The organism is Bacillus safensis FO-36b (assembly GCF_000691165.1).
GTDB classification, from domain to species: domain Bacteria; phylum Bacillota; class Bacilli; order Bacillales; family Bacillaceae; genus Bacillus; species Bacillus safensis.
In genome coordinates, this window is the sequence record NZ_ASJD01000003.1 from 284998 (window position 1) to 305162 (window position 20165).

20 protein-coding genes and 1 riboswitch are annotated in these 20165 nt (G+C 44.2%); of the genes, 19 read left to right on the forward strand and 1 reads right to left on the reverse strand.

From position 1 onward, the window contains the following. Positions 1-3: 3 nt before the first annotated feature. The 9 genes from pyrE (at position 4) to BA81_RS09345 (ending at position 6913) form a co-directional block, all read left to right on the forward strand. Positions 4-666, forward strand: a complete 663-nt coding sequence (gene pyrE / locus BA81_RS09310; RefSeq protein ID WP_034281719.1) for an orotate phosphoribosyltransferase — start codon at positions 4-6, stop codon at positions 664-666. Positions 667-833: 167 nt separating this feature from the next. Continuing rightward, positions 834-936: riboswitch (SAM riboswitch) on the forward strand. Positions 937-1052: 116 nt separating this feature from the next. After that, positions 1053-1157 carry a DUF2292 domain-containing protein gene (locus BA81_RS19215; RefSeq protein ID WP_369810469.1) on the forward strand — a complete coding sequence of 35 codons (105 nt, stop codon included), beginning with the start codon at positions 1053-1055 and terminating at the stop codon, positions 1155-1157. A gap of 45 nt (positions 1158-1202) precedes the next feature. Then, positions 1203-1904 carry a phosphoadenylyl-sulfate reductase gene (locus BA81_RS09315; protein ID WP_024426945.1) on the forward strand — a complete coding sequence of 234 codons (702 nt, stop codon included), beginning with the start codon at positions 1203-1205 and terminating at the stop codon, positions 1902-1904. Between the two features lie 13 nt (positions 1905-1917). Next, a complete protein-coding gene (cysP, locus tag BA81_RS09320) occupies positions 1918-2982 on the forward strand; it encodes a sulfate permease (protein ID WP_034281721.1) in 1065 nt (354 codons plus the stop codon). A gap of 57 nt (positions 2983-3039) precedes the next feature. Beyond that, entirely contained in the window at positions 3040-4176 is a 1137-nt protein-coding gene (sat, locus tag BA81_RS09325) for a sulfate adenylyltransferase (protein WP_024426947.1), read from the forward strand. A gap of 14 nt (positions 4177-4190) precedes the next feature. Beyond that, positions 4191-4784 (forward strand): adenylyl-sulfate kinase, encoded by a 594-nt coding sequence (cysC, locus tag BA81_RS09330; RefSeq protein WP_034281722.1) that lies wholly within the window; start codon positions 4191-4193, stop codon positions 4782-4784. Between the two features lie 29 nt (positions 4785-4813). After that, complete coding sequence (gene cobA, locus BA81_RS09335) at positions 4814-5569, forward strand: uroporphyrinogen-III C-methyltransferase (RefSeq protein WP_024426949.1); 756 nt, start codon at positions 4814-4816, stop codon at positions 5567-5569. 74 nt (positions 5570-5643) lie between these two features. Further along, a complete protein-coding gene (locus tag BA81_RS09340) occupies positions 5644-6429 on the forward strand; it encodes a sirohydrochlorin chelatase (protein ID WP_034281724.1) in 786 nt (261 codons plus the stop codon). Continuing rightward, positions 6410-6913 (forward strand): precorrin-2 dehydrogenase/sirohydrochlorin ferrochelatase family protein, encoded by a 504-nt coding sequence (locus BA81_RS09345; protein ID WP_034281726.1) that lies wholly within the window; start codon positions 6410-6412, stop codon positions 6911-6913. The genes BA81_RS09340 and BA81_RS09345 overlap by 20 nt, the downstream gene beginning before the upstream one ends. Before the next feature lie 38 nt (positions 6914-6951). Here the strand turns inward: BA81_RS09345 and BA81_RS09350 are convergent, their stop codons facing one another. Then, entirely contained in the window at positions 6952-8661 is a 1710-nt protein-coding gene (locus BA81_RS09350; RefSeq protein ID WP_034281729.1) for an Rqc2 family fibronectin-binding protein, read from the reverse strand. A gap of 165 nt (positions 8662-8826) precedes the next feature. On the opposite strand from BA81_RS09350, the gene BA81_RS09355 reads away from it, so the two are divergent. From BA81_RS09355 to rsmB, 10 genes are all read left to right on the forward strand, one after another. Beyond that, positions 8827-11502, forward strand: a complete 2676-nt coding sequence (locus BA81_RS09355) for a calcium-translocating P-type ATPase, SERCA-type (RefSeq protein WP_034281732.1) — start codon at positions 8827-8829, stop codon at positions 11500-11502. 83 nt (positions 11503-11585) lie between these two features. Then, positions 11586-12461 (forward strand): YicC/YloC family endoribonuclease, encoded by an 876-nt coding sequence (locus tag BA81_RS09360; protein ID WP_034281735.1) that lies wholly within the window; start codon positions 11586-11588, stop codon positions 12459-12461. 76 nt (positions 12462-12537) lie between these two features. Next, positions 12538-12807, forward strand: a complete 270-nt coding sequence (gene remA / locus BA81_RS09365) for an extracellular matrix/biofilm regulator RemA (protein WP_008344898.1) — start codon at positions 12538-12540, stop codon at positions 12805-12807. 9 nt (positions 12808-12816) lie between these two features. After that, positions 12817-13431 carry a guanylate kinase gene (gmk, locus tag BA81_RS09370; protein ID WP_024424214.1) on the forward strand — a complete coding sequence of 205 codons (615 nt, stop codon included), beginning with the start codon at positions 12817-12819 and terminating at the stop codon, positions 13429-13431. A 3-nt stretch (positions 13432-13434) separates the two neighbouring features. Further along, positions 13435-13638 (forward strand): DNA-directed RNA polymerase subunit omega, encoded by a 204-nt coding sequence (rpoZ, locus tag BA81_RS09375; RefSeq protein WP_003211647.1) that lies wholly within the window; start codon positions 13435-13437, stop codon positions 13636-13638. A gap of 117 nt (positions 13639-13755) precedes the next feature. Further along, the gene (coaBC, locus tag BA81_RS09380) at positions 13756-14973 is read left to right on the forward strand and encodes a bifunctional phosphopantothenoylcysteine decarboxylase/phosphopantothenate--cysteine ligase CoaBC (RefSeq protein WP_034281738.1); all 1218 of its coding nucleotides are present in this window, start codon (positions 13756-13758) and stop codon (positions 14971-14973) included. Then, on the forward strand, positions 14970-17378 hold the full coding sequence (gene priA, locus BA81_RS09385; protein WP_034281740.1) for a primosomal protein N': 2409 nt from the start codon (positions 14970-14972) through the stop codon (positions 17376-17378). Before coaBC ends, priA begins: the two co-directional genes overlap by 4 nt. Before the next feature lie 15 nt (positions 17379-17393). Next, on the forward strand, positions 17394-17876 hold the full coding sequence (def, locus tag BA81_RS09390; protein ID WP_034281741.1) for a peptide deformylase: 483 nt from the start codon (positions 17394-17396) through the stop codon (positions 17874-17876). Positions 17877-17881: 5 nt separating this feature from the next. After that, entirely contained in the window at positions 17882-18835 is a 954-nt protein-coding gene (gene fmt / locus BA81_RS09395) for a methionyl-tRNA formyltransferase (protein WP_034281743.1), read from the forward strand. After that, positions 18822-20165 carry a 16S rRNA (cytosine(967)-C(5))-methyltransferase RsmB gene (gene rsmB / locus BA81_RS09400; RefSeq protein WP_034281745.1) on the forward strand — a complete coding sequence of 448 codons (1344 nt, stop codon included), beginning with the start codon at positions 18822-18824 and terminating at the stop codon, positions 20163-20165. The genes fmt and rsmB overlap by 14 nt, the downstream gene beginning before the upstream one ends.

The window sequence follows — 20165 nt, forward strand, 5'->3', positions numbered from 1 at the left end:
CAGATGAAATCAAAAATCGCGAAACATCTATTACAAATCAAAGCGGTCTCATTAAAACCAGACGAACCGTTTACATGGGCGAGCGGTATAAAATCACCGATCTATTGTGATAACCGCCTCACATTATCATATCCAGAAGTCAGACACGACATTGCGGAAGGTCTAAAAGATTTGATTCTCACTCATTTCAAGGGAGCAGAGGTTGTCGCGGGTACTGCAACAGCGGGCATTCCGCATGCGGCATTAGCGGCAGACCGCTTGAACATCCCAATGTGTTATGTCAGAAGTAAGCCGAAAGCACACGGAAAAGGAAATCAAATTGAAGGGGCTGTATCGAAAGGCCAAAAGGTTGTCGTCGTTGAAGACCTTATTTCCACAGGAGGCAGTGTGCTTGAAGTGGTCGCTGCTCTTCAAGCTGAGGGCTGCGAGGTACTAGGAGTCGCCGCAATCTTCACATACGGACTGCCAAAAGCAGCAGCCGCTTTTCAAGAAAAAAATATTCCGTATGTCACCCTGACAGACTATGACACATTGACAGACGTGGCACTTGAACTGAAAGCGATTGAGCCGTCTGCGATGAACAAACTAAAACGCTGGAGACAAGATCCGTCCTCTGAATCTTGGATGGAAGAAACGGTCTGTAAAGAAGAGAAAGGACTAGGATGAAGAGCATTTTAGCCTCCTATCGTTAACAAAAGCTGTGCTTGCCCGCACGGCTTTTTTATTTGGGTAAAAATAGTAAAATAGACTCAAATTTTAATAAAAACTAATCCTATCAATAAAGTCGGGTTGACTTTTGTTTGAATTGTGTTAATATTTAAGACAAATTGAAACTCTTATCCAGAGAGGTGGAGGGACTGGCCCGATGAAACCCGGCAACCTGCGATTCGCAAGGTGCTACTTCCTGCAAAATGATTCTATTTTGAAAGATAAGGAAATCGTGAGCTTCCTCATCTTTCTTTCGGACTGAAAGAAAGTTTTTTTATTTTAACGGTGAGGAGGAAGAGGAGATGGAAGTGAAACAAAATCAGGATGAGGACTTAGTAAAGCATATGCAAGAACTGATTGGGGATATGAAATTCGGTTCAATTACGTTAATTGTTCAGGACGGTCAAGTGATTCAAGTGGAAAAAAACGAAAAAATTAGATTGAAGTAGTGCGGAAATTAGCAATATGAGCGGTACTCCGGAAGGGGAGAAATCATGTTAACTTATGAAAATTGGCAAGAGCCGTCCATTACATTTCAAGAGGATGATTTGTATAAAGGAGCCCTGTCTGTACTGAAATGGGCGTACGGTCATTATGGTGACCAGCTCGTGTATGCGTGCAGCTTTGGCATCGAGGGCATCGTTCTGATTGATCTGATTGCAAAAGTAAAAAAAGATGCGAGAATTGTCTTTTTAGATACAGGTCTGCATTTTAAGGAAACATACGACACAATTGATGCGGTAAAGGAAAGATACCCGGGTTTAGACATTGTATTGAAAACGCCTGAGCTGACGGTTGAACAGCAAAATGAGCAGCACGGTGATGAATTATGGAAAACAAATCCTCAAAGCTGCTGCCATATGCGTAAGGTCATTCCTTTACAAGAAGCTCTCTCTGGTTATCCAGCATGGCTTTCCGGTTTAAGAAGAGAGCAGTCACCAAAACGAGCAGGGACGAATTTCTTAAATAAGGATGAGAAATTCAAATCAGTGAAAGTATGTCCGCTCATCCATTGGACGTGGAAGGACATATGGAGATATGCATCTAGAGAGGAACTTACTTATAATCCGCTGCATGACCAAGGATATCCAAGTATCGGCTGTGCACCGTGTACACAGCCAGCATTTACTGCAGATGATCTGCGTTCTGGCAGATGGTCAGGAACAGCAAAGACAGAGTGCGGATTACATGAGTAAGGGAGCATAACGTATGGAAATCGCCGCAATTTTATTTAGTCTATTCTTTGCTTTAAACATAGGCGCAAGCGGGGCAGCTGCTTCTATGGGCATTGCGTATGGATCAGGTGCCATTCAAAAGCCCATTTATGCACTCAGTTTTTGTGCAGTGGGAATTTTAGCAGGTTCAGTGATTGGCGGCGGCGAGGTCGTCAAAACGATCAGCTCTGGTATTATGCCAGAATCAGTCATTACACTTGAAATCGTTTGTATTATCATTGGTTCTGCTGCACTATCACTTTTCATAGCGAATCTCATGGCGATTCCTTTATCAACAAGTGAGGTCACAGTAGGGGCTGTGGTTGGTGTGGCAGTCGCGTATAAAGTATTGTTTGTGAAATCCATTTTAGTGATTGTGGCATTTTGGGTCATCATCCCGCTTTTTGCCTTTCTTTTTACCTTTGCTGTCGTCAAAATCATCAGAATGTTCCCTAAACGGAAGCTGTCTAAAAAAGGCACAGCTATTTTATCTGTCGTATTAATCCTCAGCGGATTTTTAGAGGCATTTTCAGCCGGTATGAACAATGTGGCAAATGCTGTCGGCCCGCTCGTCGCTTCAGGCGTTTTGTCTGTTGGGCAGGGAACACTTTACGGCGGAATCTTCGTCGCAGCAGGGGCCCTCTTGCTAGGCAGAAGAGTGCTGGAAACAAACGGAAAGAAAATTACCCGCTATCAAACAGGCGAAGGGATTTTACTTTCGAGTACCGGTGCCGGGCTTGTCATCGTCAGCTCTATTTTTGGGCTGCCCGTTCCACTTACGCAAATCACCTCCTCGTCTATCATCGGGCTTGGAATGGCAAAAGGCGGGCCTAACATTTTTCACAAACATGTTGTGAAAAAAATGCTGAAAGTATGGGTGGTCTCACCTTTTTTATCACTCAGCCTCTCGTATTTGCTTGTGAGCCTTTTCTTAAAAGGAGACTATTACTCTATCTTTATCATGATGAGTGTACTGCTTGCCTCACTTGGTGCGCTGAGTCTGATGAAGGCAGTCAAAAATGAAAGCAGCTCTATTCATGAACAGGGCGGCGGGATTTAACCATAAATCCGACTATTAACATCTAATAAATATGAACATTGAGAGGAAGATGAACAAATGAGTTTAACACCACATGGTGGCGTATTAATTAATCGAGTAAATGAAGAATATGATCTCAGCACGGCTGCGAAGGAAATTGAACTAGATGCGATTTCCTTTGCAGACCTTGAACTCATTGCAATTGGCGGATATAGTCCAATTGAAGGGTTTTTAACAAAAGCTGATTATGAAGCAGTTGTAAGCAGTATGCGGCTAGCAAGTGGTGTCGTTTGGTCTCTTCCTATTACACTGCCAGTGACAAAAGAAAAGGCGGCGGAAATCCATCAAGGCGATATCGTGCGCTTATCCTACAATGGAACTGTATATGGGGTCATTGAAGTAGAGGATCAATACACACCAGATAAAGAAAAAGAAGCGGTGAATGTCTATAAAACAGATGACCGCAATCATCCAGGCGTGAAAAAATTATTTGAACGCGGCGATACTTACATTGGCGGAAAAATTACACTGACGAAACGCAGTGAAAAACCATTCCCTCAATTTACGTATGAGCCAGAAGAAACAAGACGTCATTTTAAAGATAACGGCTGGAAAACCATTGTTGGTTTCCAAACGAGAAACCCTGTTCATCGTGCTCATGAATATATTCAAAAAACAGCACTGGAAACAGTCGATGGTTTATTTTTAAATCCGCTTGTCGGTGAAACAAAATCTGACGACATCCCGGCAGATGTAAGAATGAAAAGCTATCAAGTATTATTGGACGGTTATTATCCAAAAGACCGCGTCTTTTTAGGTGTTTTTCCTGCTGCAATGCGTTATGCTGGACCAAAGGAAGCCATTTTTCATGCGCTAGTGCGGAAAAATTATGGCTGCACCCATTTTATTGTTGGAAGAGATCATGCAGGTGTTGGTGACTATTACGGCACATACGAGGCGCAGGAACTATTTGATCAATTTACAAGCGAAGAAATCGGCATTACTCCATTAAAATTTGAACACAGCTTCTACTGTAATACATGTGAAGCGATGGCCACTCCAAAAACGTGTCCTCACGACAAAAGCGAGCATGTCATTCTTTCAGGTACAAAGGTTCGAACAATGCTGAGAAACGGTGAATTACCACCAAGCACGTTCAGCCGAAAAGAAGTCATTGAAACATTAATCGAAGGATTAAAAACGACGGTATCTTAATGGGAGGGTATGACATGAGCAACGAACATATCGTGTGGCATGATTCATCAATTACAAAAAAAGAATATCAGCAGAAAAACAATCATACGAGCGGCATTATCTGGCTTACAGGTCTAAGTGGGTCAGGTAAATCAACGATCGCGAATGCAGCCGCGAGAGAGCTGTTTGAACAAGGCTACCAAGTCACAGTTCTTGACGGCGATAACGTGCGGCACGGACTCAATAAAGATCTAGGGTTTTCAGATGATGACAGAAAAGAAAACATCCGCCGGATCGGAGAAGTAGCAAAATTATTTGTGGAGCAAGGGACGATTGTCATCACTGCTTTTATTTCTCCATTTCAAGAAGACCGCCACACTGTCAGACAGTTGGTCGAAGATGGGGAATTTCACGAAGTATTTGTCAAATGTGATCTGAACGTGTGTGAAGAGCGTGATCCAAAAGGGTTATATAAAAAGGCGAGAAACGGTGAAATTCCGTTTTTCACTGGAATCGATTCACCGTATGAAGAGCCTGCTGCGCCTGAGCTCGTATTAGATACAGGGGAATTATCCCGTGAGGAATCTAAACAGCGTCTTGTTGATTATGTAAAAGGAACAACGAAATAATCGCCTGATGGCAGGGGGAGAAAAGCAAGATGGGGAAAGTATACATTGTGGGTGCTGGACCCGGTGACCCAGATTTAATAACATTAAAGGCCCATAAGGCGATACAGCGGGCAGATGTCATCTTATATGATCGTCTTGTCAATCAAGAAATTCTCGCCCATGCCAAACCGGAGGCGGAATTGATTTATTGCGGCAAGCTGCCAAATCATCATACAATGAGACAGGAAGCTATCAATGAAGCGCTTGTGGCTCATGCAAAGGAAGGGAACGTTGTCGTTCGGCTGAAAGGCGGCGACCCCTTTGTCTTTGGCCGCGGCGGTGAAGAAATCGAATGCTTAGCTGAGCACGGAATTCCGTATGAGGTCGTCCCAGGAATTACTTCTGGGATTGCAGCGGCTGCTTATGCGGGCATCCCTGTGACACATCGTGAATTCAGCTCAAATGTTGCTTTTGTCACGGGTCACTATCAAAAGGATGAACATTTTGAAGAAAAGTGGGAGGCGCTGGCTACAGGGATTGATACTCTTGTGATTTACATGGGTGTCAAAAACGTGGAAAGAGTGCAGCGCCTGCTTTTGAAAAATGGACGGGACCCAGAAACACCTGCTGCATTTATACACTGGGGAACCACAACAAGGCAAAAGACAACGTGCTGCACGGTGGCGACACTGTCTGAAACCGTTGAAAAAGAAGGGATCGAGCATCCAAGTTTAATTGTTGTTGGAGATGTCGTTCATTTTCATCAAAAGCTGAACTGGTTTGAACCTGCATTCATTGAGAAATGAGAATGATAGAGAAAAGACACGTGCATACATCGTGTCTTTTCGTCTGATGAAAACAAGTGAGAGGGAGGAGCCGCATGAAACAAGCTGTCCTTTATGTTGGGCATGGAAGCAGGGTAAAAGAAGCACAAGATAAGGCCATTTCTTTTATGAAAAGCTGTATGCCGTTAGTGAAAGCAGATATACAAGAAATTTGTTTTTTAGAGCTGACGGACCCTTCTATAGAAGAAGGATTTGAGGCCTGTGTGAAAAAAGGAGCGACACACATTGCAATCGTCCCGCTCCTCCTTTTAACTGCCATGCATGCCAAATCGGATATCCCGGTCGAAATTGAGAAAGTGCATGCGCGTTTCCCGCAAGTGAAGGTCACATATGGAAAGCCAATCGGCGTGAATCAAGAAGTAACAAAAGCGGTTGCCGCAAGAATTGAAGAAGCAGGATATCAAGGCGCGCGCGCGCGGATTCTTTTAATTGGCCGCGGGAGCTCTGATCCGGATGTGAAGCGAGATGTGTTTGGCATTGCAGACGATGTCCGAAATCTGCTTCCGCATGCAGAGGTTCTTCCGTGTTTTATTACAGCATGTGAGCCAAATTATCGAGATGTTCTCGCGCAGTTATCAGCAGATGACGATGGGCCTGTCTATCTCGTTCCTTACTTGCTGTTTACGGGGATTTTAATGAAAGAAATTGAAAGTGAAGCCGCTCAGGCGAGAAAGCGGCTGAAAGATGTCCGGGTATGCCGGTATATTGGCTTTCATCCGCATGTCAAATCGGCTTATATTGAACGCGTGCAAGAAACCATTTTAAACAAAGACGATGCGTTTCGTTTCCGAGGAGAAATCCATGCTTCCAGTCCATCTTGATTTAACCGATAAACAAGTGGTCATCGCCGGCGGCGGATCTGTCGCGTTAAGAAGAGCAAAGGCATTGTGTACGGAGTCTTGCCAGATAACCGTTGTGAGTCCTAATATTTCTGAAGAGATGGAACGCCTCATTGATACATATGCGCTCAATTGGAAGGAAAAGAAAGTAGACGCTGAAGATTTAAAGGATGCGTTTTTCATTGTTGCTGCTACAAACGACCCTTCGGTAAATGAATGGATTGCACAAACAGCACAGCCTCACCAGCTCGTGAATTGTGTGAGCCAATCTGAGCTCGGCAATGTGATGGTGCCGAAGGTTGTCAAAGCAGGAAAAGTGACGATTTCAGTTTCTACAAGCGGTGCAAGCCCCGCCCGGACAAAACAATTGGCTGCGGCAATTGAATCCTTGCTTGAAGAAGAGGATATTGACGCACTTGATGCCCTTTACATCGAAAGAAAAAAACGACAAAGAAAAAGCCGATAAAATCGGGGACTGACCCTCGATTTTATCGGCTTTTTTATTTATTTTCTCAGCTTGAGCACAAGATCTTCGTCAGGCGTGACAAATAATGTTTGCTGCTGATCATACGTAACAAAGCCAGGCTTTGCTCCGTTTGGTTTTTTCACATGCCGGATTTTCGTATAATCGACAGGAACGGAGCCGGACTCTTTTGCCTTCGAGAAGTAGGCGGCAATTTGAGCCGCTTCAAGCAGCGTTTGTTCATCAGGTGCTTGGTGGCGGATGACGACATGTGATCCAGGAATATCCTTTGTATGCAGCCAAATATCATCACGAGCAGCTGCCTTTGTAGTCAAATACTCGTTTTGTTTGTTGTTTTTTCCGACTAAAATTGGTATGCCTTGGGACGATTCATACGTTTCGAGCTGAATGGCCGCCGGTTTTTTCTTTTTGGCGTGGCGCTTTTGTTTGGCGCGCAAATATTTTCCTTCAACAAGCTCTTCTCTCATTTCCTCTAAATCCTTCGGCGAAGCAGAGGACAGCTGCTGAATCAGCTCTTCAAAATAAGCAATTTCTTCATGTGTCCGCTTAATTTGTTCATTTACAGCTTCTACAGCATTTTTTGCCTTTTGATATTTTGTGAAATATGCCTGTGCATTTTCAGAAGGGGTTTTATTTGTTTTGAGCGGGATCGTGATTTCTCCGCCGTCTTCATCGTAATAATTGATGACAGTCGCTTCTTTATCCCCTTTTTTAATCGCATATAAATTGGCTGTTAACAGCTCACCATAGAGCTGATATTTGTGTGCATCTTGAGATTCTTCAAGTGTTCTTTTTAGCTTTTTCAGCTTGTTTTCATTTTTCTTTTTTTCATTGACGACAAATCGTTCAAGGTCTGCCGCCTGCTGTTTGACTCTGTCTCTCTCAGCTTTTCCGAAATAAAAGCGGTCAAGCAGCTGGCTGAGTGAGTCGAATGTCTTCATCTCGCCATGGACATGCTGAAGCTCTAATAAATAAAAATACTCTTTCCCGTCTTTTCTTGTGAGCTGCGGCGTAAAAGAATGCATGCGAATGAGCTGGAACATGTCGAGCAGTGTATTTGGAATTGTTTCTTGATTGGCAAGGCCGGCCCGGTGTACTGCTTCCTTTGCAAACAGCGGGGAAACCCCAGAGAAGGTATCGACAATTTGATTCGCGATCTTTCCTTCTTGAAAGCGTAAATGCTTCAAAATATCATCCTTTGTCACGTCAAAAGGATTCAATTTTTGCTGCGCAGGCGGCAGAAGGTATTCATGACCAGGAAGCACCGTTCGATAGCTGTTCACAGATGGAGAAAGGTGTTTTAAACCATCAATGATCTGCTGCGTTCCATCCTCTACAAGAATCAAATTACTATGACGTCCCATGATTTCAATGTAAAGCTTACGCGTCTGTTCATCACCGATTTCATTTCGGCTTCTCACATGAAGCACGATCACCCGGTCAAACCCAATCTGTTCAAAACGTTCAATAAAGCCACCCTCAAGATGCTTTCTGAGCAGCATACAAAACATCGGCGGCTCGCTTGGATTGTCGTATTGATGCTCTGTGAGCTGCACTCTCGCATAGCTCGGATGAGCCGATAAAAGCAGCTTGTGATTTTTCCCGTTTGCCCGAATATGAAAAATCAGCTCGTGTTTATATGGCTGATGGATTTTTGAAATCCTCCCGCCAGTTAAAGTCTCTTGCAATTCATTTGTCATACCATATGTAAAAATGCCGTCAAATGACATGTTGGATACACCCTCTTCTTTCACACAAATCTACTGAAAGAACCTTCCGTTTTCTCGTTCTTTAGGCAGTCTTATTATTATAGCATGATTTAGGACGAGTCTGAATAAACTGGCTTATAGAACACTGCATATGAGAGAGAACAAAAGAGGAGTGGACGAGGTCAAATGAATTGGCATGAACTGAACCAAACCGATTTATTAAAAACAATGAATACATCGATAGGTGACGGACTGTCAGAAAAAGATGTACAAAAGCGGCTTGAAAAACACGGGCCAAATGAATTGCAGGAAGGAAAAAAGGCGTCGGCTCTGATCATTTTTTTAGCACAGTTTAAAGATTTCATGGTGTTAATCTTGCTGGCAGCAACAATCATTTCTGCCTTTTTAGGAGAATACATTGATGCTGTTGCAATTGTAGCCATTGTTTTAATTAATGGTGTACTCGGCTTTTATCAAGAACGCCGGGCGGAAAAATCCCTTCAAGCGTTAAAAGAATTATCAACTCCGCACGTGTATGCAAGGAGAAATAATGAATGGGTCAAGATCCCGTCTAAACATCTCGTGCCAGGGGATATTGTGAAATTTTCAAGCGGAGACCGGATTGGGGCAGATATTAGATTACTAGAAACAAAGAGCTTAGAAATCGAGGAGTCCGCTCTCACTGGTGAGTCCATCCCAGCGGTCAAACACGCAAGTCCGCTTTCAAGCGGTCATGTCTCTCTCGGAGATTTGACGAACATGGCCTTTATGGGGACGCTTGTCACTAGAGGCAGCGGCGTAGGGATTGTCATTGGTACAGGGATGAATACGGCGATGGGACAAATTGCCGGCATGCTGGATGCAGCAGGTAACATGGAAACGCCGCTGCAAAGACGTCTCGAGCAGCTTGGGAAAATTCTGATTGTGGCTGCTTTATTTTTAACGGTGCTCGTTGTTGTTCTCGGGGTTGTGCAAGGACATGAATTGTATCATATGTTCCTAGCGGGAGTATCTCTTGCTGTTGCGGCGATTCCAGAAGGCCTGCCGGCGATCGTCACTGTTGCACTTTCCCTAGGGGTGCAGCGGATGATCAAACAAAAATCGATTGTCAGAAAGCTCCCCGCGGTGGAAACACTCGGCTGCGCGTCAATCATTTGCTCAGATAAAACAGGAACGATGACGCAAAATAAAATGACCGTGACCCATGTGTGGGCAGAGGGGAAAACGTGGAATATTTCTGGCACAGGCTACGAGCCATCCGGTGACTTTACCTTGAACGGAGAAATCGTCCATGCTGACAAGCACCCAAGCCTGCAAAAGGTGTTATTATACGGGGCGCTTTGTAATACATCGACCATCGTTGAAAAAGACGGGGAGATGAGGCTTGATGGAGATCCGACAGAGGGGGCGCTTCTCACCGCAGCACGTAAAGCGGGTTTTACAGAGCAATTCATCGAAGCTGGATTTCATGTCATTGAGGAGTTTCCTTTTGATTCAGAAAGAAAGATGATGTCAGTCGTCGTTGAAACGAATCAAAAAGAGCGGTATGTCATTGCAAAAGGTGCGCCGGATGTACTAATGAACCGTTCAAGTCATATCATGCACGGCGGGCGCACAGCTTCTTTTTCAGCCACTCACAGGCAAGAAACAGAAGCTGCAATTCAAGGCTTAGCAAGACAGGCGCTTAGAACCATTGCCATTGCCTATAAAAAAGTCGGTCTGACGGAAAAAATCACCTCTGTAAAGCAGGCTGAAACCGATTTAACATTGATCGGGTTAGAGGGCATGATCGATCCACCGCGCCCTGAAGTCAGACGAGCGATTAAAGAGTGCCGGGATGCCGGGATTAAAACGGTCATGATTACAGGCGACCACGTAGAAACGGCCAAAGCGATTGCCAAAGACTTAAGCCTTTTACCGAAGCAAGGACAGGTGCTCGACGGAAAAGCGCTTGATCAGATGAGCGACAAAGAGCTTGAGCAAACGGCTGAAAATGTATACGTCTTTGCCCGGGTTTCCCCTGAGCATAAACTGAGAATTGTCAAAGCCTATCAAAAAAATGGTCATGTTGTGGCGATGACAGGTGACGGGGTCAATGATGCGCCTGCCATTAAACAAGCAGATATTGGCATTTCCATGGGCATCACTGGAACAGACGTAGCCAAAGAAGCGTCTTCTCTTATTTTACTTGACGACAACTTTGCGACCATAAAATCCGCCATTAAAGAGGGCCGGAATATTTATGAAAACATTCGTAAGTTTGTCCGTTATTTGCTGGCATCAAATGTCGGAGAAATTTTGGTCATGCTGTTTGCGATGCTCCTCGCGCTTCCGCTTCCGCTCGTTCCTATACAAATCTTATGGGTAAACCTTGTCACAGATGGTCTGCCGGCTATGGCACTTGGCATGGATAAGCCAGAAGGCGATGTCATGAAGAGAAAGCCGCGGAATGTGAAAGAGGGCATTTTTGCTAGAGGGCTTGGCTGGAAGGTCATCTCAAGAGGATTCCTCATCGGGCTTGCGACCCTTTTGGCATTTATATTTGTGTATCACCGCGATCCAAACAATCTGCAATATGCACAGACTGTCGCATTTAGTACGCTTGTTTTGGCGCAGCTCATTCATGTATTTGACTGCCGCAGTGAACGGTCCATTTTTGAACGTAATCCATTTGGGAACCTTTATTTGATCGGTGCGGTTTTGTCATCACTTTTACTCATGTTTGTGGTCATTTATTACCCGCCGCTTCAGCCGATTTTCAAAACGGTGGCGGTTGCACCAATTGATTGGCTGCTGATCATTGGGATGTCAGCACTGCCAACTTTTTTACTGGCAGGATCACTTTTGACAAGAAAAAAATAATTGATTATGGTATAATTTTGAGGTAATAGTGTCTGCTATTACCTTTTTCATTTTATTAATATGAAAGAATTGGGTGTTTTGACATGATACGCAGTATGACGGGATTCGGCCAAGCGAGTAAAACGGATGGAGAACTGACAGTGTCAGTTGAGCTAAAATCGGTCAATCACCGTTTTAAAGAGGTTCATGCCCGTTTGCCGAGGCCGCTTTTATATTTCGAAGATACATTAAAAAAGATCATTCTTCGTCACGTGCAGCGCGGTAGAATTGAGCTGTTTGTCACGATTGAAGGCGGTAAACTAGCAAGCCGGTCCTTACAGATCGACTGGCCGCTGCTTGATGAATACATGAAAGCCGCAAAAGACCTCGAGGAACGCTATCACATTTCAGGCATTCAGCATGCACATGACTTATTGGGGCTGGAGCTTGCCGTTCAAGTGGAAGAGTCAGCCAGCCGAAATGAACAGTTAGAGCAGCTGCTGATGGAAGCTTGCGAGGCTGCTGTCAAGGAGCTTTGCTTCATGAGAGAGCAAGAGGGCGCATCACTTCAAAAAGACTGTGAACTGAGGCTTTCTGAACTAGAGGCCTATACAGAAGAAATCAAAGTCTTTGCACCAGAGGTTGTGAGTCAGTACAAAGAACGATTGAATCAGCGATTGCAAGAATGGATCGGAGAGGCGCTTGACGAGAGCAGACTAACGACAGAGGCTGCCATTTTTGCTGACCGGTGTGACATTACAGAAGAGATTACGAGACTGAAAAGTCATTTTCAGCAGTTTCAGCAAATCTTGCTGCAAGGCGGTGCTGCCGGCCGAAAACTTGACTTCCTTGTACAGGAGCTCAACCGTGAAGTGAACACCATTGGATCAAAAGCGAACCATCACCATTTAACAAAGCTGGTGGTTGAAATGAAAAGTGCTATTGAAAAAATAAAAGAACAAGTGCAAAATATAGAATAGTCATTGTGTATGCTGTTTACAGTGCGTCTCTTTCGGCGAGACTAGAGACGTTTATATTACAGGGGGACGAAAGAAGATGACCATAAAGTTGATCAATATCGGATTTGGAAACATCATTTCAGCGAATCGGATGATTTCGATCGTCAGTCCGGAATCAGCACCGATTAAACGAATGATACAAGACGCAAGAGATCGAGGCATGCTCATAGATGCTACATACGGAAGAAGAACCCGTGCTGTTGTCATTATGGACAGTGACCATGTCATCTTATCTGCCGTTCAGCCTGAGACTGTCGCGCAAAGACTTTCTGTAAAAGAAGAAATCATAGATGAAGGGCAGGGGTAATACGCCATTATGAAAGAAAGAGGACTTTTAATCGTTCTCTCTGGACCTTCGGGAGTTGGAAAAGGAACGGTCAGACAAGCCATTTTCTCCCAGGAAGATACGAAATTTGAATACTCTATTTCTGTGACGACACGCAAACCGCGTGAAGGTGAAAGAAATGGTGTCGATTATTTCTTTAAAACCAGGGAAGAATTTGAACATATGATTGAAAACAAAAAGCTGTTAGAATGGGCAGAGTACGTCGGGAATTACTACGGCACGCCTGTTGACTATGTAGAACAGACATTAAGCGAAGGAAAAGATGTTTTCCTTGAAATTGAAGTGCAAGGTGCACTTCAAGTAAGAGAAGCATTCCCGGAAGGTCTTTTTATTTTCCTTGCACCGCCTAGTCTTTCAGAACTTCAAAACCGTATCATTACTCGCGGTACAGAATCTGAGGAGCTCATTCGAAACCGAATGGCTGCTGCGAAAGAAGAAATTGAAATGATGGATGCTTACGACTATGTCGTTGAAAACGATGATGTCGAGCTTGCTTGTGAAAGAATTAAAGCGATCGTCCTTGCAGAACACCTGCGCAGAGACAGAGTCGCACCAAGATATAAAAAAATGCTGGGGGTAGAATAAACCATGTTAGATCCTTCAATTGACTCATTGATGAACAAACTTGATTCAAAATATACACTTGTAACAGTGTCGGCACGCCGTGCACGTGAAATGCAGATCCATCAAGATCAGCAGATTGAAAACACAAAGTCTTACAAATTCGTAGGCAAAGCACTAGAAGAAATTGACGCTGGTCTTTTGACATTTGAAAAAGAGGATCAAGAATAACACATCGCTTCTGCAATGCAGATACGATACGTTCAAAAAAGTCAAAACTATGATTGGTTTTGACTTTTTTGAATTGTAGACGAATTTGTGAAAAAGGCCGTTAAGGGGGACAAACAAATGTTACAGTCAAAAAATATATTGCTCGGTGTCAGCGGAGGAATCGCCGTATATAAAGCAGCAGCACTTACTAGTAAACTCGTACAAGCAGGCGCAAATGTAAGAGTGATTATGACGGAATCTGCTCGTGAGTTTGTGTCTCCGCTTACCTTCCAAGCACTGTCTCGGCATGAGGTATATGTAGATACATTCAAAGAAAACAATCCAAAAGTCATTGCACATATTGACGTAGCTGACTGGGCCGATCTCATTCTTGTTGCCCCTGCAACAGCACATACGATTGGTAAAATGGCCGCTGGACTTGCAGATGATATGCTCACGACGACTTTGCTTGCTTCTACAGCGCCTGTATGGGTCGCACCAGCGATGAATGTGCATATGTATGATCACCCGGCTGTGAAACGGAACATTCGCACATTATATGAAGACGGCTACCGGTTTATTGAGCCGAGTGAAGGTTATTTAGCCTGCGGGTACATTGGAAAAGGGCGATTAGAAGAGCCTGAAAAAATTGTGGAACACATCCGGGCCTTTTTTGAAGAGCCAAAAAGCTTACCGCTCTCAGGTAAAAAAGTCGTGGTGACAGCAGGTCCTACACGTGAAGTGATCGATCCTGTCCGGTTCTTTACAAACCGTTCTAGTGGAAAAATGGGCTATGCGATTGCAGAGGCTGCTCAGCAAATGGGTGCAGATGTTACGCTGATTTCTGGACCTGTTTCTTTAACTGAACCTGACCATGTACATGTAGTGCACGTTGAATCAGCTGAAGAGATGTATCATGCTGCGCTAGATGTATACGGGGAAGCTGATCTTGTCATTAAATCAGCAGCTGTCGCCGATTACACCCCTGTCACGACATATGCTCATAAAATGAAAAAACAGGCCGGCGCTCTGGACATTGAATTCACCCGGACAAAAGATATTTTAAAAGAGCTGGGGAAAAGAAAAGAGCATCAAGTGCTGGTCGGATTTGCAGCTGAAACGCAGGATGTAGAATATTATGCGAAAAAGAAAATTGAATCCAAGCATCTAGATATGATTGTGGCCAATAACGTCACTAAAGAAGGTGCAGGCTTTGGCACAGATACCAATGTGGCAGCGATCATCAAAGCAGATGGAACGAAAAAAGAGCTGCCGATGATGAGCAAAAAAGACCTCGCTTTTGAAATTTTAAAGGAGGCAATAATGCTGCTTCCAAAAGAGCGTGATCGCGCATGATTGCTGAAGTCATCGTAGATGTCACAACGAAAGCCATTGACCGGCCATTTGATTACCGGGTACCAGATCGATTCAAAGATCTCGTCAAAGCGGGAATGAGGGTGGTCGTTCCCTTTGGTCCGCGGAAGATTCAAGGGTTTGTGACAAAAGTCAAAGAGGAAACAGACATCAAGACAGGAAGCATTAAAGAGATAGTCGATTTATTTGATTTATCACCTGTTCTGACAGATGAGCTACTGGAGCTTTCTCACTGGCTGACGGAAAAAACATTGTCCTATCATATTACGGCACTTCAATCGATGCTGCCCGCAGCCATGAAGGCAAAGTATGAAAAAGAAATACAGGTGCTATCAGAGGAAGAACTTCCGCAGTCATTGAAAGAGCTTTTCGGTCAGCGAGAGAGCATTCTTTATGCTGACATCCCGTCTGAACAATTAAAACAGATTCAAAAGCATGTCCAAAAAGGTCATCTAGAGGTGAGATACCATGTCTCGCAAAAATCTGGAAAGAAAAAGGTCCGCATGCTCCAGCTGGCTGTATCGAAAGAAAAACTTGAAGAAAAGCAGCAGCAGCTAAAGAAAAATGCGGTAAAACAAAAGGCACTGATTTCCTACTTGCTTCAAGCGGGAGAGGCAACCTTTTTAGCGAAAGACTTGCAGCAGCAAACAGGCGCGAGTTCTCAAACGCTTAAAACCTTTATTCAAGAAGGGCTGTTAACAGAAAGCTATGAAGAGGTCTACCGGGATCCTTACCGTGACCGGGAGTTTACACCATCTGCATCACTTGATCTCACGCCTGAGCAAAGAGAGGCGGCAAAACATATTCATCAAGCAGTCAGTGAGGATCAGCACGCAACCTTTTTACTGCACGGAGTGACAGGAAGCGGCAAAACGGAGATTTACTTGCAGACAATTGATCATGTTCTTCAAAAAGGCAAAGAAGCGATCGTTTTAGTTCCTGAGATTTCGTTAACCCCTCAAATGGTGCAGCGATTTAAAGAACGATTTGGCTCAAATGTGGCTGTTCTTCACAGCGGCTTATCGACAGGAGAAAAATATGATGAATGGCGGAAGATTCATCGCAAGGAAGTCAAGCTTGTCGTTGGCGCAAGATCTGCTGTTTTCGCTCCATTTGAAAATTTAGGCATGATTATTATAGATGAAGAGCATGAATCCTCTTATAAACAAGAAGAAATGCCTCGTTATCATGCCAAGGATGTCGCCATTGAACGAGCAGTGCGGCATCAATGTCCAGTCGTATTAGGCAGTGCAACACCTTCACTTGAAACCTATGCACGTGCAAAAAAAGGCGTCTATACATTGCTGCCGCTCAAGCACCGCGTCAACCAGCAGCAGATGCCGCACGTTTCGTTAATTGATATGAGAGAAGAACTAAGAAATGGCAACCGCTCCATGTTCTCAGAAGAATTAATGATCAGGTTAAAGGAAGTGCTTGAAAGAAAAGAACAAGCCGTTTTATTTCTGAACAAAAGAGGCTATTCATCCTTTGTGATGTGCCGTGATTGCGGATATGTGGAGCAATGTCCTCATTGCGAAATTTCTCTCACCTATCACCGCTATCAAAAACGGCTGAAGTGCCATTATTGTGGTCACGAAGCTCCAGTACCTTCTGAATGTCCAGAATGCCACAGTGAGCATATTCGCTATTTTGGAACTGGCACGCAGCGAGTAGAAGAAGAACTGACAAAGGTATTGCCTGAGGCGCGTGTGATCCGAATGGATGTGGATACAACGTCACGTAAAGGTGCTCACGAAAAGCTTCTTACGTCTTTTGGCAATAAAGAAGCGGACATTTTGCTCGGGACGCAGATGATTGCAAAGGGGCTGGATTTCCCAGATGTCACACTTGTTGGTGTTCTCAGTGCGGATACATCCCTTCACATCCCTGATTTTCGTTCAAGTGAAAAAACATTTCAGCTTCTCACACAGGTCAGCGGCAGAGCAGGGCGCCATGAAAAAGCGGGCTCGGTCATTATTCAATCGTATACGCCTTCTCACTATAGTATTGAATTAACGAAGCAGCATGACTACGAAGCCTTTTATGAACAGGAGATGCTGCATCGACGCCACCAGTCCTATCCGCCTTATTACTTTTTGGCAATGGTGACAGTGTCACACGAAGAAGTGACGAAGGCAGCACATGTCACTGATCAAATTGTCCAGTTCCTAAAAATGAACTGTGCACCGAATACTCGAATCCTTGGTCCGGCCGCATCGCCAATCGCTAAGATCAAAGATAGATATCGGTATCAATGCGTGATAAAATACAAAAGGGAAAATGAACTGGCAAGTTTACTACGGAAAATACAAGACCATTATCAAAAGGAAATGGAACAAAAACAATTGATGATTTCAATAGATATGAATCCATATATGATGATGTAAAACGGAGGGCTGTAAGTGGCAGTAAAACCAATAGTCATACATCCGGCAGAAGTGCTTGAACAAAAGACAGAGCGCGTCGGTACATTCGATAAAAAGCTTAAAAAACTGCTGGATGATATGTATGATACAATGCTTGAGCTAGATGGAGTTGGACTAGCAGCACCACAAATCGGTATTTCAAAAAGAATCGCTGTTGTAGATATCGGAGAAGAATCTGGCAGAATTGACTTAGTGAACCCCGAGGTGCTTGAAGTAGAAGGAAGCCAGACAGATATTGAAGGCTGCCTGAGCTTTCCATCTTTATACGGCACTGTAGAGAGACCGAACTATGTGAAGGTAAAAGCCTTTGATAAGAAAGGCAAACCATTTACAATAGAAGCAGACGGATTTTTAGCAAGAGCTTTATTGCACGAAATTGATCATTTAGACGGCATTTTATTTACGTCAAAAATCATTGAGACTTATACAGAAAAAGAACTTGCGGAAATGGAAGGGTGAAGAAAATGGCACGTATCGTATTTATGGGAACCCCTGATTTCTCAGTACCTGTGCTGCAAACACTGATAACAGAAGGATACGAAGTGGTAGGGGTTGTCACGCAGCCAGACCGCCCAAAAGGAAGAAAACGAGTGCTCACACCGCCTCCTGTAAAAGTGGAAGCCTTAAAGCACGGCATTCCTGTGTTGCAGCCTGAAAAGGTGCGCCTTGATGAAGAAATTGATAAGGTGCTTGCATTACAGCCGGATTTAATCGTCACAGCGGCATTTGGACAAATTTTACCAAAGCGATTACTCGATGAACCTAAGTTTGGCTGTATCAATGTTCATGCCTCGCTGCTGCCAGAACTAAGAGGCGGCGCGCCGATCCATTATGCGATCCTTCAAGGCAAAAAGAAAACAGGCGTTACCATCATGTACATGGTGGAAAGACTTGATGCAGGTGACATGATCAGTAAAGTAGAAGTAGAAATCGATGAATTAGACAATGTCGGAACATTGCATGACAAATTAAGTGTTGCAGGTGCCGCGCTGCTAAAAGATACGGTGCCAAATGTTCTGAGCGGGTCTATTTCTCCGATTCCGCAAAATGAAGAAGCGGCCACATATGCACCAAATATTAAGCGGGAGCAAGAAAGATTAGACTGGACAAAAACCGGCGAAGAGCTTTACAACCAAGTTCGCGGGCTAAATCCTTGGCCAGTTGCCTATACTGAATGGAACGGCGCTCATCTAAAAGTATGGGAAGCGAAAAAGGTTCCGCTTCAAGCGCAAGAAGAACCCGGGAAAGTGATTGAGCTTCAAAAAGAAGGTCCGGTCATTGGAACTGGGAATGAGCAAGGCCTTTTATTAACAGGTGTGCAGCCAGCTGGTAAGAAAAAAATGAGCGGCGAAGACTTCTTAAGAGGCGCAAATATCGAAATTGGACAGAAATTAGGGTTAATGAATGAAGAAAAGTAATGTGAGAGAAGTAGCGCTGGACGCTTTAATCAAACTCGAACAAAACCAGGCTTACAGTAATTTGCTGTTGCAGTCAGTCATGAAAGATAAAGACTTAGCTGATCAGGACAAACCGCTGTTAACAGAGCTTGTATATGGTACACTGCAAAATAAGCTGGCATTAGATTATATGCTGACGCCCTTTGTGAAAAAACCGCAAAAGGTCGCTCCATGGGTGATGCAGCTTTTGCGGATGTCTCTTTATCAAATGGTGTACCTTGAAAAAATACCAGATCGTGCAGCCGTTCATGAAGCTGTCGAGCTAACGAAAAAGCGCGGACACAAAGGCATTTCTTCACTTGTGAACGGTGTTCTTCGTTCCGTGCAAAGAGAAGGCGTTCCGTCATTTGATGCGATCAACGATCCCGTAAAGCGGCTGTCCATTGAGACAAGCCACCCATTATGGCTTGTGCAGGAGTGGGTTCAGGCGTACGGGTTTGAAGCGGCAGAAAGCATGTGCCGCATTCATTTAGTCCCGCCAAAGCAAACCCTTCGTGTCAATCGAATGAAAATTGACCGCACGGCACTGCAGCAAAAACTAATGGATGCAGGTATTGAAACGGAGCTTGGCGACTTATCTGAAGATGCACTTAAGCTCATGAAAGGGTCCATCGTCTCAACCCCTTCTTTTCAAGAAGGCTATGTGACGATACAAGATGAAAGCTCGATGCTTGTCGCAAGAGCGCTCGACCCTCAGCCGGGAGAAACGGTGCTTGACGCCTGTGCGGCTCCTGGCGGAAAATCAACACATATTGCAGAACGTATGAACGATGAGGGCAAAATTGTTTCTCTTGATTTACATGAACATAAAGTGAAACTCATCAAACAAGCAGCAAAACGTCTGAACCTTACTCACATTGAGGCAAAAGCACTTGATGCAAGGAAAGCGGCAGACTATTACAGCGAAGCTTCGTTTGACCGTATTCTCATTGATGCACCGTGTTCCGGTTTTGGCGTCATTAGACGAAAACCAGATATGAAATATACAAAGTCACAAGAAGACTCAGCAAGGCTTGCAGCTATCCAGCAGGCCATTTTAAAGGAAACGGCCCCGCTTTTAAAACCGGGCGGAACCCTTGTATACAGTACGTGTACAATGGACCCAACAGAAAATCAACAAGTGATTCATGCGTTTTTACAAGAACACCAAGACTTCGAACCCGATCTATCTCTTAATGAACGGCTGCCTGAGCAGGTTGCTCCGTTTGTTCAAAACGGAAGTGTACAAATTCTTCCTCATTATTTCGGAACAGATGGTTTCTTTATTTGCAGCATGAGAAAGAAGGGATAA